A 13,496-nucleotide genomic window follows, 5' to 3' on the forward strand; every position below is an offset into this window, starting at 1 on the left:
CTTGCTCCCGACGCGCGCCACCGCCGTGGCCCTGCGCTGGTCGACGCTGCTCGCGGCTACCCTGCTCGCCGGCTGCTCCCTGCTGGGGGGCGGCGGGAAGGAGCGCGCCACCATCTATGCACCCGACCCGCGCGTCGAGGCGACCACTGGCTGGCCGAGCGTCGACTGGCAGTTGTCACTGTCGCGCGCCACCGCGTCGCAGATGAACGACAGCCTGCGCATCGCGGTGCGGCCCGCGCCCAACGAACTGCAGGTTTACAAGGGCGCCGTATGGGCCAAGACGCCCTCGGACATGCTCGAGGATGCCGTGCTGCGGGCGCTGGAGGATTCCGACCGCATACCCGCCATCGCCCGCCAGGGCAGCGGCATCAGCGCCGACTACAAGCTGGTGCTCGACCTGCGGCGGTTCGAGTCCGACTACACCGGCGGCACCGGCGGATCCGTGCCGGCCGCGACGATCGAGGTCAACGCGAAACTGCTGCACGCCCCCGACCAGCAAGTCGTCGCGGCACGGACCTTCCTGCAGGCCGTGCCAGCCGCCAGCGTCGGCGTCGGCGACGTCGTCACCGCATTCGAGTCGGGGTTGGGCGCAGTGGCCGGCGACGTCGCCGGCTGGGTCCTCACCAGCGGCAACGCGCACGCCGCCGAGCATCCCTAGGTTCTCCGGGCAGCACGGCCCGCGGCGCTTTGCGGGACTGCGACGACTCCCCCCATGACGGGCGGGGCCATCAAGGAACGGTAGGAGCGGCGTAAGTCGCGACCCACTGACGGTCGTCCACCGACGGTCGGCGCGCTCTACGTGGCCGAAGCGCGGATTCCGTCCAATCACGACCACGCTCCGTGACCCCGCATCGCGACTTAGGTCGCTCCTACAAGACCCCGGGGCCGACGGTTCGGCCAATGCTGCGAAACGTCAGGTTGATCCTTCCACCGACCGGGCGCGCCGTACGCGGCAGCGCATGCCGGTAATTGCGTTGCGTGGCGCCCGCCATCACCAGCAGGCTGCCTGCGGGAAGCTCGAGCGCGAGCTTGCGGTCCGGCTCGCGCCGGTGCTTCAGCACGAATCGCCGAGTCGCGCCCAGGCTGACCGAAGCGATCACCGGCGCCGGCCCCAGCTCGGGTTCGTCGTCGCTGTGCCAGCCCATCGCATCGCGGCCATCGCGGTAAAGGTTGGCCAGCACGCTGTTGAAGCCGGTGCCGAGCTCGCGTTCGAGGCGGTCCCGTAGGTCGGACAGCGCCGCCGACCACGGGCGTGGCTCGAACCGCACCCCCGAGTACCGGTACGTCGCATCCGGATCGCCGATCCAGCAGCTCAACCGCGGGCTGTCGACCTCGCGGCCGAACAGCCGGATCCGGTGGACTTCCCACGGAATCGCCGCGCGCAACTCCCCGAACAGTGCTGTCGCATCCCCGGCCGGCAGCCACTCCGGGTCGAACCCGAGTTCCGCACCCTCCAGCGGCAGTGGTTGCAGCGCCATGCGGCGACGCTAGCACGCCGTTTCCCCAGCTCCTGTAGGAGCGGCTTCAGCCGCGATCGTGTGACCGTCTGCCCGCGTCACCGCCTCGATCGCGGCTGAAGCCGCTCCTACAACGCGCCAGCATCCCGCGCCTATTTGGCGCCCCGCCCCCAAACCCGCGACAATCCACGGCCAGCAAGCAGGAGCCCGCCATGACCGACCCGACCACCGCCCCCGAGACCGAACGCGACGTGATGGAGTACGACGTCGTCATCGTCGGCGCCGGCCCGGCCGGGCTGTCGGCGGCCATCCGGTTCAAACAGCTATCTGCGGAAACGACGGTCTGCGTCATCGAGAAGTCCTCGACCATCGGCGCCCATATCCTGTCGGGCGCGGTGATCGAGACCGGTCCGCTCGATGCCCTGCTGCCCGGCTGGCGCGACAACCCGCCGCCGATCTGCGTGCCGGCGACCGAGGACGAGTTCTGGCTGCTGTCGAAGGATGGTGGCCGCAAGCTGCCGGTGCCGCCGGGGATGGACAACCACGGCAACGTGATCGTCAGCCTCGGTGCGATGTGCGCCTGGCTGGCACCCCAGGCCGAGGCGCTGGGCGTGGAGATCTACCCCGGCTTCGCCGCCGACGAGACCCTGCACGATGACACCGGCAAGGTCATCGGCGTGCGCATCGGCGACATGGGCGTGGCGAAAGACGGCTCGCACAAGCCCGGCTACACCCAGGGCATCGACATCCGCGCGAAGGTCACCGTGCTCGCCGAGGGCGCGCGCGGCCACCTGACCAAGCGGCTGGTGAAGCGGTTCGAACTCGACGCCGACAGCGACCCGCAGGGGTACTCGATCGGCATCAAGGAGCTCTGGCAGGTGCCGGAGGACCGCGTCAGCCCCGGCAAGATCGTGCACAGCTTCGGCTGGCCGGCCGACAACAGCACTTACGGCGGCAGCTTCGTCTACCACCTCGACAAGGGCCGGATCGCGCTGGGCTACGTCAGTGGCCTCGACTACAAGGACCCGCGCTACAAGCCGTGGGAGGCCTTCCAGCAGTGGAAGAACCACCCGATGGTCAAGCCGCTGCTCGAAGGCGGCGAGATCGTCTCGGCCGGCGCACGCGCGATCGTTACCGGCGGCTGGCAGTCGCTGCCCAGGGTCGAGATGCCCGGCGCGATCCTGATCGGCGACACCGCCGGCCTGCTCAACGTGCCCAAGGTGAAAGGCACGCACCAGGCGATCCGCAGCGGCATGCTCGCCGCCGAGCACCTGATCGCGACCTCGCTCGACCCCGCCGGCTTTGACGCGCGACTGCGCAGTTCCGACGCCATGGCCGAGCTGCGCAAGGTCCGCAACATCAAGCCCGGTTTCAAAAAGGGCCTGTGGCTGGGGATGCTCAACGCTGCGTGGGAAACCATCACCGGCGGCCGTTCGCCATGGACGCTCAAGAACACACCCGACTGGTGCAGCCTTGAGAAAATCGGCGAGTACGAGTCACCCGAACGCGACTACGTCGAACGCACCCTCGCCCCGCGCGACCGCCTTGCCGGCGTGTACTTCGCCGCGACCGAACACGACGAGGACCAGCCCGTCCACCTCAAGGTCGCCGACACCGACATCTGCGTGACCCGTTGCACCGAGGAATACGACAACCCTTGCACCCGCTTCTGCCCCGCCGGCGTCTACGAGATCGTCGAGGACGAAGCCGAAGGCCGGCGCCTGCAGATCAACGCCGCCAACTGCGTGCACTGCAAGACCTGTGACATCAAGGACCCGTACGAGATCATTACCTGGGTGACGCCGGAAGGCGGCTCGGGGCCGAATTACCAGAACCTGTAATCGCCTTCATGAACCATGAACTGTCTTCCGCCACGTTGCGCCATGCGCTCTTCCGTGCCCTACGCGTAGCGTTTCGCGCACTGCCGATAGGTGTCGCGACTCGGGATGCGCTACGCCAAGGGTTTCTTGAGCGATTTCCGAGTATTCGACCTCATACTCCGAGGGGACAAGCTACAGCGGGCCTTGAGCGTCGCCCCCGGGTGTGCTCTGGGGGCCGAGCACTCAGTTTCGTCGAACACAGCAACATGACTGCTCCCAAAGAGCTACCAGCGACATTGGTCGCATTTTATTTGCCTCAATTTCATACAATTCCAGAGAATGACAAATGGTGGGGAGCCGGGTTTACAGAATGGCGGAATGTTACCCGCGCTCTTCCTCAGTTTGAAGGGCACAAACAGCCGCGACTTCCCCGAGACTTGGGATTCTATGACTTAAACAATCCCAGGGTGTTGCACCAGCAAACCAAATTGGCACAACAATACGGAGTGGGTGCGTTTTGCATGTATTTTTACTGGTTTGGCGGCAAGCGGTTGCTGGAGCGGCCTCACCGTCAATGGCTGGAAGAAAAAGAAATAACTCTTCCCATGTGTCTTTGTTGGGCAAACGAAAACTGGACGCGCACGTGGGATGGCCGCTCGCAGGACATCCTCATTGAACAAGACCACTCGCCCGAGGATGATATTCATTTCATTTCCTACATCGCCAAGTATCTCCGCGATCCGCGCTACCTCAGGGTAGACGGGAAGCCTTTACTTCTCGTATATCGTCCGGGGTTGTTGCCCGACCCTAAGGCCACTTGCGCCCGATGGCGAAAATGGTGCTTGGATAATGATGTCGGCGAAGTTTGCATAGGATATGTGCAATCGTTCGAGCGCCCAGACCCACGAGCTATAGGATTTGATGTCGCAATTGAGTTTCCACCAAATCTTTCGGCACCAACTAACGTGACCCACCGTCAGTCGCTGCTGAATCCACGATTCGAAGGCGAGGCGTTAGACTGGCGGGATGTGGCAAATGAATATAGCGGACGCGCACTTCCCGACTATCGTTTGTTTCCCGGCGTAAATTGTGGGTGGGACAATGAAGCACGTCGTCCCGGACGAGGGCGGTCTTATCTGCACGCATCCCCACGTGTCTTCGGCGCTTGGCTGGAAAAGACGATCAACGACAGAATGGCCGACATCCCGGCGTCGTCACGATTCATTTTCATTAACGCATGGAACGAATGGGCGGAGTCAGCCGTGATGGAACCTGATATGCGGCACGGACATGCATTCTTGGATGCTACCCGCCGAGCAATTCAGCCTCGCTTGCTGCGGCCGCCCCCGCTTCAGCCTCGAGTTTGCGTTGTAATACACGCGTGGTATCCCGACGTGCTCGAAGACATACTTCTTCGACTCACCAAGCTGTCCTACGAATTACACATAATTATCAGTACTACTGCAGAAAAGTTGTCATCCGTCGAAACGTCCGTTAAGGCGCATGGCCTCAATGCGGATTATCGAATCTACGAAAACAGAGGCCGGGATATACTCCCGTTCCTGCGAATAGTGAATGACTCCCTCTCCAATAAGGACTCACTGATTCTAAAACTTCACACAAAGATTTCGCCGCACCGGACCGACGGAGGTCAGTGGCGCAATAAGATCCTGGATTCTCTGCTTGAGCCCTCTAACTTTGCGGATTGCCTGAAGGCTTTACAGGATGATGCAACATTGGGGTTAATCAGTCCTGATGGACAACTCCATACGCTCGCTAGCTTCTGGGGGGATAACAGAGAAACGGTATCCAAAATCGCGATGCAAATAGGACTTCGCGACGACGAGGTGAATTTAGGCGCCATGGATTTCGTAACGGGCAGTATGTTCTGGGTAAGAAATACGGCGCTTTACCCCCTCTTGGACTTGGACTTCGATGAAGACGACTTCGAATGCGAAGATTCCCAAGTGGATGGCACGCTCGCCCATGCGGTCGAAAGATTATTCGCCATATCCGCGCGCCAGGCTGGCTATAGGATTGGCACGGTATCGTCGCCAGACGTGCGTTCTTAGATCTCAGGGGATGAATTCCGTCGAACCATGGCGGACCGGCCCCACGGCGCCTTGTATCTTTCCGGAGCTCAGTCCGCGCCTGATAGGTCCCGGCTGTAGACTTTGTCGACGACGTCGTGAATATCATCGGTGATGCGGTTGGCCACGATCAAGTCAGCCTCTAGCTTGAACGCATCCAGGTCGTTGACTACGCGCGAGCGGAAGAATTTCGGCGCATCGAGCACTGGTTCATACACGATCACCTCGATGCCCTTGGCCTTGATCCGCTTCATCACCCCCTGGATGCTGGAGGCGCGGAAGTTGTCGGAGCCGGCCTTCATCACAAGCCGGTAGATGCCGACCACCTTCGGGTTACGGCGGATGACTTCCTCGGCGATGAAGTCCTTGCGGGTGGTGTTGGAGTCGACAATCGCTCGCATCAGGTTCTGCGGCACGTCCCGGTAGTTGGCCAGCAGCTGCTTGGTGTCCTTGGGCAGGCAATACCCACCGTAGCCGAACGACGGGTTGTTGTAGTGGTTCCCGACCCGCGGATCGAGCCCGACGCCCTCGATGATCTGGCGCGTATCCAGCGCGTGGCGCGCGGCATAGGTGTCCAGTTCATTGAAGAAGGCCACCCGCATCGCCAGGTAGGTGTTGGCGAAGAGCTTGATCGCCTCGGCCTCGGTCGAATCGGTGAACAACACCGGGACGTCCTGCTTGATCGCGCCCTGTTGCAACAGCTCCGCGAATGTCTCGGCGCGCGCCGAGCGCTCGCCGACGATGATGCGCGACGGGTACAGGTTGTCATGCAGTGCCCGCCCCTCGCGCAGGAACTCGGGCGAGAAAATGATGTTGTCGACGCCGAAGCGCTGGCGCACCTCGGCAGTGAAACCTACTGGCACCGTCGACTTGATGACCATCGTCGCCGCCGGATTGATCGCCAGTACGTCCTTGATGACGGATTCGACGGAGCTCGTGTTGAAGTGATTGGTGGCCGGGTCGTAGTCGGTCGGTGTTGCGATGACGACGAATGCCGCGCCCTCGTAAGCCTCGCGCGGGTTCAGGGTGGCTCGCAGTTGGAGCGGCTGCTCGGCCAGAAAGCGCCCGATATCGACATCTTCGACGGGCGACTCACGACCGTTTACCCGGGCGACCCTTACTGGATCGATGTCCAGTACAACGACCTCATCGCGCTGCGCCAGTAGCACGGCGTTGGACAGGCCGACATAGCCGGCGCCGACAATGGCGATCTTCATTGGGTCACCCGGAAGCAACGGACTGGCACAACGTAGCGCCGGTTCGTTTCCGGCTGAAGTCAGTTCACCAAGGGGACCGCGGTGCGAGATTGCAACTCCTCGCGGCCAACGCCCGGCGCCAACTCGATCAGCTTCAACCCATCAGCCGTCACGTCCATCACCCCCAGGTCGGTGATGATCCGGCTGACCACGCCGACGCCGGTCAGCGGCAGCGTGCATTCGGGCAGGATCTTGGAATCGCCGGTCTTGGTGGTGTGCTCCATCAGCACGACCACGCGCTTGACGCCCGCCACCAGGTCCATCGCCCCGCCCATGCCCTTGACCATCTTGCCGGGCACCATCCAGTTGGCCAGGTCGCCCTTGTCGGTGACTTCCATCGCGCCGAGGATCGCCAGGTCGATGTGGCCGCCGCGGATCATGGCGAAGGAATCGTGGCTGCCGAAGTAGCTGGCCCCCGCGCGCGCGGTCACCGTCTGCTTGCCGGCGTTGATCAGGTCGGCGTCGAGCTCCTCCTCGGTCGGGAACGGGCCGATGCCCAGCAGGCCGTTCTCCGACTGCAGCCAGACGTCCACGCCGTCAGGAATGTAGTTCGCCACCAGCGTGGGCAGGCCGATGCCGAGATTGACGTAGGCACCGTCGGTGAGTTCCTGCGCGGCGCGCTGCGCCATCTGCTCGCGGGTCCAGGCCATTACTCGCTCCTCACGGTGCGTTGTTCGATGCGCTTCTCGGGGCTCGGGTTGTGCACGATGCGGTCGACGTATATGCCGGGCAGGTGCACGTGGTCCGGATCGATCGTGCCGACCTCGACAACCTCTTCGACTTCCGCGATGCAGACCTTGCCCGCCATCGCGCAGGCCGGGTTGAAGTTGCGCGCGGTCTTGTGGAACACGAGGTTGCCGGCCTTGTCGGCCTTCCAGGCCTTGACCAGCGCGACGTCGGCGACCAGCGCGGTTTCCATCACGTAGTGCTTGCCGTCGAACTCGCGGGTTTCCTTGCCCTCGGCCACGACCGTGCCGTAGCCGGTCGCGGTGAAGAACGCCGGGATTCCTGCACCGCCGGCACGCAGCCGCTCGGCCAACGTCCCCTGCGGGTTGAACTCGAGCTCGAGCTCGCCCGCAAGGAACTGGCGCTCGAACTCCTTGTTCTCGCCGACATAGGACGAAATCATCTTGCGGATCTGCCGGGTGCCCAGCAGCAGGCCTAGGCCGAAGCCATCGACGCCGGCATTGTTCGAAATCGCGGTCAGCCCCTTCACGCCCGAGTCGCGCAATGCCTCGATAAGTGCCTCCGGAATACCACACAGGCCGAAGCCACCAACCGCCAGGGTCTGGTCGTCCGCGACGACGCCATCCAGCGCCGTCTTCGCGTCGGGGTAGAGCTTGCTCTTGGCGCCACCGGCTGACGGCGGCGCAACAGTGGCCTGGGCCATGTCGGACAACTCCTGAACGGGATCGCCCAAGTCTAGCCCGGGGAGCTGGCCGGACCGAAGCGTACGTTAGGGCAATGGCTAGGAGCGACCGTACACATCCTCGAGCCGGACAATATCGTCCTCGCCGAGGTAACTGCCGGACTGCACCTCAATCAGCTCGACCGGCGCCGTGCCGCGGTTGCGCAACCGGTGGACGCTGCCCAGCGGGATGAACGTGCTCTCGTTTTCATGCAGGTCGAACACGCGGTCGTCGCAGGTGACCTCCGCCACGCCGGACACGACGATCCAGTGCTCGGCCCGCTTGTGGTGCTTTTGCAGGCTGAGCGCGGCGCCGGGCTTGACGGTGATGCGTTTCACTTGGAACCGCGGCCCGACGCCGATCGAGTCATAGCTTCCCCACGGTCGATGCACCTTGCGGTGCGACAGGTGTTCGGTGCGGCCATCGGCCTTAAGCCGATCGACTACCGCTTTTACGTCCTGGACCCGGTCCTTGCGCGCGACAAGCGTGGCGTCCGGCGTGTCGATGATGACCAGGTCGTCCACCCCTACCGTCGCCACCAGCCGGTGTTCGGCGGCCCGGACAAAGCTGCCCCGGGTGTCGACGGCGATCACGTCGCCCTCGGTGCGGTTGTCGGCCTCGTCACGTTCGGCCACCGACCACAGCGACGACCACGAGCCGATATCGCTCCAGCCACAACTGACCGGTACCACCGCGGCGCGCTCGGTCTTCTCCAACACTGCGTAGTCGATCGAGTCGCTGGGGCTGGCGGCGAACGCCTCCGCGTCGACACGGATGAAGTCCAGGTCTGCACCGGCGCCGGCGTATGCCTCCTGCGCGGCCTGCAGGATGGCTGGCGCATGGATGCCGAGCTCCTCCAGGTAACGCCTGGCACTGAACAGGAACATGCCGGAATTCCATGAGTACCCGCCGTCGGCGAGGTATTGCTCGGCGGTGGCGCGCCCGGGTTTTTCGACGAATCGTTCGATCCGGAACCCGTCGTCGCCCAGCGGCTCGCCACGCCGGATATAGCCATAGCCCGTTTCCGCGTAGTCCGGCGTGATGCCGAACGCGACCAGCCAGTCTTTCTCAGCCAGCTCGACGGCGTGCTCCACCGCGGCGCGGAAGGCCGCTTCGTCCTCGATAAGGTGGTCGGCCGGCATGACCAGGAGCACGGCGTCCGGGTCTGTTGCGACCGCATGGAGCGCCGCGAGCGCGATCGCCGGCGCGGTATTGCGAGCCACCGGTTCCAGCACGATGCCGCCGCTGCCGACACCGATCGCCTGCAACTGCTCGCCGACGGTGAAACGGTGGGCATCGCTACAAACCGTTATCGGGGGCTGCACGTCGGGTATCCCGAGCGCGCGCAGGACCGTCTCCTGGTACAGCGAGTGCTCGCCCATCAAGGCCAGGAACTGCTTCGGTCGGTCCTGCCGCGACAACGGCCATAGCCGCGTCCCGCTGCCACCACTGAGCACCACCGGATGCAGCATCGTCCACTCCTCGTTGCGGGTGGGGCAAGGATACCCGGCACCCGCCCTACCCTGCGCCACCGTCGGGTGTCGGCTAGAATGACCGGCCGAATTTCGTTGCGCGGCGGCCCCGGCCGTCGCCCCTGCAAGGACCCCGCAACTGATGAAGATCCTCGTCGGATACAAGCGCGTGGTGGACTACAACGTCCGCATCCAGGTCAAGCCGGATGGCTCCGGCGTGGTCACCGATGGCGTCAAGCTGTCGGCCAACCCGTTCGACGAGATCGCGCTGGAAGAGGCCCTGCGCTTGCGCGACAAGGGCATCGCCACCGAAGTGATCGTCGCCACGATCGCGCCTGCCGATGCCCAGGCGCACCTGCGCAACGGCTTGGCGATGGGTGCCAATCGCGCCATCCACGTGGTCACCGAGGCGGGCCAGGACATCCAGCCGCTGACGGCCGCGCGGATCTTCCTCAAGCTGATCGAGAAGGAGCAGCCGGACCTCGTGATCCTGGGCAAGCAGGCCATCGACGACGACGCCAACCAGACCGGCCAGATGCTGGCGACGATCTGGGGCCGCCCGCAGGCGACCTTTGCGTCCAAGCTCGAGGTTGCCGACGGCAAGGCCACCGTCACCCGCGAGGTCGACGCCGGCCTTGAGACGCTGGAAGTCGACCTGCCGGCCGTGGTCACCACCGACCTGCGCCTCAACGAGCCCCGCTTCATCAAGCTGCCCGACATCATGAAGGCCAAGAGCAAGCCGCTGGAAGCGATCCCGTTTGCCGACCTCGGCGTGGAGGCCGGCAAAGGACTTAAGACCACCGCCTACGCACCGCCGCCCAAGCGCAGCAAGGGCGTGATGGTGAAGGACGCGGCCGAACTGGTCGCCGCACTCAAGCAGAAGGGGCTCCTCTGATGTCCAAGGTCCTGATCGTCGCCGAGCACCTCGACGGCAAGCTCAATGCCTCCACCGCCAAGTGCGTGACCGCCGCGCTGGCGCTGTCGCCGGAAGCCATCGACATCGTGGTGCTGGCTGCCGACCCGGCCGCGGTTGCCGCCGAGGCCGCGCAGATCGATGGCGTCGCCCGCGTGCTGACCGTCACCAATGAAGCCAACGCGCAGGCCGTGGCCCAGGTGCTCGCACCGCAGGTGGCGAAGCTGGCCGACGGCTACAGCCATGTGTTCGGCCCCTCCACCACCTTCGGCAAGGACCTGATGCCGTGCGTTGCCGCGCTGCTGGGCGTGCCGCAGGTAAGTGACGTGATGTCGGTGGAGGGCAGCCACACCTTTAAGCGCCCGATCTACGCCGGCAACGCCATCATCACCGTCGAGGCACCTGCCGCCAGCATCGTGGTCGCCACCGTGCGTACGGCGTCGTGGTCCGAGGCCGGCAAGGGTGGCAGCGCGCCGGTAGAAGCCGCGAGTGTGCAGGCCGAGCTGCCGACCCACAGCCGTTTCATCGGCCTCGCCGCGGGCTCGTCCGACCGCCCCGACCTGCAGAGCGCCAAGCGGGTGGTATCCGGCGGCCGCGGCGTGGGCTCGGCGGAGAGCTTCAAGATCATCTACGACTTCGCCGACAGGATTGGCGCCGCCGTGGGCGCCTCCCGCGCCGCCGTCGACGCCGGCTACGTGCCCAACGAGATGCAGGTCGGCCAGACCGGCAAGATTATTGCCCCCGAGCTCTACATCGCCGTGGGCATCTCTGGCGCGATCCAGCACCTCACGGGCATCAAGGACGCCGGTACCATCGTGGCGATCAACAAGGATGCGGATTCGGCGATCTTCGAGGTGGCCGATTACGGGCTGGTGGGAGACCTCTTCAAGGTGTTGCCGGAGTTGGAGGCCGCGCTAGGGTGACTACCTGTGACGCGGCGGGACGCGAAAGGTTTGCCACCCCGCGCATTGCGGTGATCATCCCGAGCTATCGGGTCACCCGTCACATCCTCGATGTCATTGCACGCATCAACGGTGAGTGTCAACAGATCTTCGTGGTCGACGATGCCTGCCCGGACGGATCGGGGCATTACGTCGCCGAGCATTGCCGCGATCCCCGGGTCCGCGTGCTCTGGAATCCGCAGAACCTGGGGGTTGGAGGTGCAGTGATCGCCGGCTATCGCGCTGCGCTCGAAGCGGGTGCCGACATCCTGGTGAAGATCGACGGCGATGGCCAGATGCCGCCCGAACTGCTCAGCCGTTTCGTGGCGCCGATTATCGAGGGCAAGGCGGATTACACTAAAGGTAACCGGTTCTATGACTTGGCCATGGTGCGATCAATGCCGCCGATACGACTCTTGGGCAACGCTGGGCTGTCGTTCATGTCGAAGGCGTCTAGTGGCTATTGGGATCTGTTCGATCCGACCAACGGGTATACGGCCATTCACGCCCGCGTGGCAGCGCATCTGCCGACCGAGCGCATCAGTAACCGCTATTTCTTCGAGTCGGACATGCTGTTCCGCCTCAATACACTCAGGGCAGTGGTCGTCGACATTCCGATGGCGGCCCGTTACAACGACGAGGTCAGCAACCTCAAGATCTCCCGGATTCTGGGCGATTTCCTTCGCGGTCACCTGCGGAACTTCTCCAAGCGCCTTTTCTACAACTACTTTCTGCGCGACATGTCCGCCGCCTCCCTGCAACTGCTTCTGGGCGCGGCGCTGGTGTTCGGGGGAAGCGTCTACGGCGCATGGAAATGGCTGTCGCAGGCAGGAGCGCCGGCCACCGCCGGCACGGTGATGCTGGCGGCGCTCCCGATCATCATCGGCCTGCAACTGCTGTTGGCCTTCCTGATGTGGGATATGCAGTCGGTGCCGCGAATACCCGTTGCGGGACGGTTGCCACAGGATCCTGACTCCATACAACCCAGAACAGGAACTTCGGCATGACAGATGGGCCCACATCCGTCCTGGTGACGGGCGCGGACGGATTCATCGGAAAGAATCTGGTCGTCAGGCTGTCAGAGGACCCAGCACAGTTCGTCGTGCATCCAGTGACCCGACGCACCTCCCCGGCGGAACTGGCCGACGCCGTCGGAAGTTGCGACGTGGTTGTTCACCTGGCTGGCGTCAATCGACCACAGACCGAGTCGGAGTTCGGGAGCGGGAACGTGGGGAGCACCGAGACGCTCGTCCGCCTTCTCGAAGCGGCAGCGCCGAAGCCGGTTCTGTTCTCCTCGTCTACGCAGGCTGTGGCGGATAACGCCTACGGGCGCAGCAAACTGGATGCGGAGCAGTGCCTCGAGGGGTATTCCGCGCGGACCGGTGCGACGACGATCTCGTATCGTCTAACGAACGTCTTCGGCAAGTGGTGCCGACCTCATTACAATTCCGCGGTCGCTACGTTCTGCCATCTGGTCGCACGCGGAGAGGCGCTGGACATCCATGATCCGGCCGCTCCGCTCAGGCTGCTCTACATCGATGATCTGGTCGACCACCTCGTGACCGATATACGTGCCGTCCATTCGGGACGGCCGCCGCGCGCAGAGATCGGCCCCGTATACGAGACCACAGTCGGCGCATTGGCGGAGGAGCTGCGGCAGTTTGCAAGTGTGCCGATCACCCATGATATTCCTCGCACGGGCACCGGCCTGACTCGTGCCCTCTACGCGACCTACCTGTCCCACCTCGAGCCCTCGTCGTTCTCGTTTCCGCTAACCCGCCACGTAGACGCGCGCGGCGCGTTCTCGGAGATGCTGCGCACAGCCGACTCTGGGCAGTTCTCGTTCTTCACGGCCGGGCCAGGCGTCAAACGCGGCGGCCATTATCACCATACGAAGAACGAGAAATTTCTTGTCGTCCGGGGAGCTGCCCGCTATCGCTTTCGGCACGTCGTCAGCGGGGAAACATACGAACTGACCACCGTCGCGGAAGATGCGCGAGTCGTGATGACCGTGCCCGGATGGACGCACGACATCACGAATATCGGTGATGAGGAAATGGTCGTCATGCTTTGGGCCAATGAAGCCTTCGACCGTTCCAGACCTGACACGATCGCGAACCCACTTTGATTTGGATGAC

Annotated in this window: 12 protein-coding genes; 7 read left to right on the top strand and 5 right to left on the bottom strand. The window is 64.0% G+C overall.

All coding sequences use genetic code 11. The annotated features are described in order from the left end of the window. The first annotated feature begins 1 nt into the window (after position 1). Complete coding sequence (locus tag KOD61_RS11500) at positions 2 to 658, top strand: ABC-type transport auxiliary lipoprotein family protein (RefSeq protein WP_407074598.1); 657 nt, start codon at positions 2 to 4, stop codon at positions 656 to 658. Positions 659 to 869: 211 nt separating this feature from the next. Here the strand turns inward: KOD61_RS11500 and KOD61_RS11505 are convergent, their stop codons facing one another. Next, positions 870 to 1,478, bottom strand: coding sequence for an alpha-ketoglutarate-dependent dioxygenase AlkB family protein (locus tag KOD61_RS11505; RefSeq protein ID WP_215218797.1), 609 nt, complete (start codon positions 1,476 to 1,478; stop codon positions 870 to 872). A gap of 191 nt (positions 1,479 to 1,669) precedes the next feature. Between KOD61_RS11505 and KOD61_RS11510 the strand changes: the two genes are divergently transcribed. Together KOD61_RS11510 and KOD61_RS11515 are read left to right on the top strand one after the other, a co-directional pair. Next, positions 1,670 to 3,298: an electron transfer flavoprotein-ubiquinone oxidoreductase gene (locus KOD61_RS11510; RefSeq protein WP_215218798.1), complete on the top strand. Its 1,629-nt coding sequence runs from the start codon at positions 1,670 to 1,672 to the stop codon at positions 3,296 to 3,298. A 245-nt stretch (positions 3,299 to 3,543) separates the two neighbouring features. Further along, a complete protein-coding gene (locus tag KOD61_RS11515) occupies positions 3,544 to 5,349 on the top strand; it encodes a glycoside hydrolase family 99-like domain-containing protein (RefSeq protein ID WP_215218799.1) in 1,806 nt (601 codons plus the stop codon). 68 nt (positions 5,350 to 5,417) lie between these two features. Here KOD61_RS11515 and KOD61_RS11520 read toward each other — a convergent pair whose 3' ends face one another. The 4 genes from KOD61_RS11520 to KOD61_RS11535 form a co-directional block, all read right to left on the bottom strand. Then, on the bottom strand, positions 5,418 to 6,584 hold the full coding sequence (locus KOD61_RS11520; RefSeq protein ID WP_215218800.1) for a nucleotide sugar dehydrogenase: 1,167 nt from the start codon (positions 6,582 to 6,584) through the stop codon (positions 5,418 to 5,420). A gap of 59 nt (positions 6,585 to 6,643) precedes the next feature. Further along, positions 6,644 to 7,273, bottom strand: coding sequence for a CoA transferase subunit B (locus tag KOD61_RS11525; RefSeq protein ID WP_215218801.1), 630 nt, complete (start codon positions 7,271 to 7,273; stop codon positions 6,644 to 6,646). Further along, positions 7,273 to 8,013: a CoA transferase subunit A gene (locus tag KOD61_RS11530; protein WP_215218802.1), complete on the bottom strand. Its 741-nt coding sequence runs from the start codon at positions 8,011 to 8,013 to the stop codon at positions 7,273 to 7,275. Before KOD61_RS11530 ends, KOD61_RS11525 begins: the two co-directional genes overlap by 1 nt. A 78-nt stretch (positions 8,014 to 8,091) precedes the next feature. Next, positions 8,092 to 9,504, bottom strand: a complete 1,413-nt coding sequence (locus tag KOD61_RS11535) for a mannose-1-phosphate guanylyltransferase/mannose-6-phosphate isomerase (protein WP_215218803.1) — start codon at positions 9,502 to 9,504, stop codon at positions 8,092 to 8,094. A gap of 142 nt (positions 9,505 to 9,646) precedes the next feature. On the opposite strand from KOD61_RS11535, the gene KOD61_RS11540 reads away from it, so the two are divergent. Genes KOD61_RS11540 through KOD61_RS11555 form a run of 4 tightly spaced genes read left to right on the top strand, consistent with a single transcriptional unit; the run spans position 9,647 to position 13,486 of the window. Then, on the top strand, positions 9,647 to 10,399 hold the full coding sequence (locus KOD61_RS11540) for an electron transfer flavoprotein subunit beta/FixA family protein (protein ID WP_215218804.1): 753 nt from the start codon (positions 9,647 to 9,649) through the stop codon (positions 10,397 to 10,399). Further along, positions 10,399 to 11,340 (top strand): electron transfer flavoprotein subunit alpha/FixB family protein, encoded by a 942-nt coding sequence (locus KOD61_RS11545; RefSeq protein WP_215218805.1) that lies wholly within the window; start codon positions 10,399 to 10,401, stop codon positions 11,338 to 11,340. The genes KOD61_RS11540 and KOD61_RS11545 overlap by 1 nt, the downstream gene beginning before the upstream one ends. After that, complete coding sequence (locus KOD61_RS11550; protein WP_215218806.1) at positions 11,337 to 12,365, top strand: glycosyltransferase family 2 protein; 1,029 nt, start codon at positions 11,337 to 11,339, stop codon at positions 12,363 to 12,365. The genes KOD61_RS11545 and KOD61_RS11550 overlap by 4 nt, the downstream gene beginning before the upstream one ends. Then, complete coding sequence (locus tag KOD61_RS11555) at positions 12,362 to 13,486, top strand: polysaccharide biosynthesis C-terminal domain-containing protein (RefSeq protein WP_215218807.1); 1,125 nt, start codon at positions 12,362 to 12,364, stop codon at positions 13,484 to 13,486. The genes KOD61_RS11550 and KOD61_RS11555 overlap by 4 nt, the downstream gene beginning before the upstream one ends. Positions 13,487 to 13,496: the final 10 nt, after the last annotated feature.

This window comes from Lysobacter luteus (genome assembly GCF_907164845.1).
Classification (GTDB): domain Bacteria; phylum Pseudomonadota; class Gammaproteobacteria; order Xanthomonadales; family Xanthomonadaceae; genus Novilysobacter; species Novilysobacter luteus.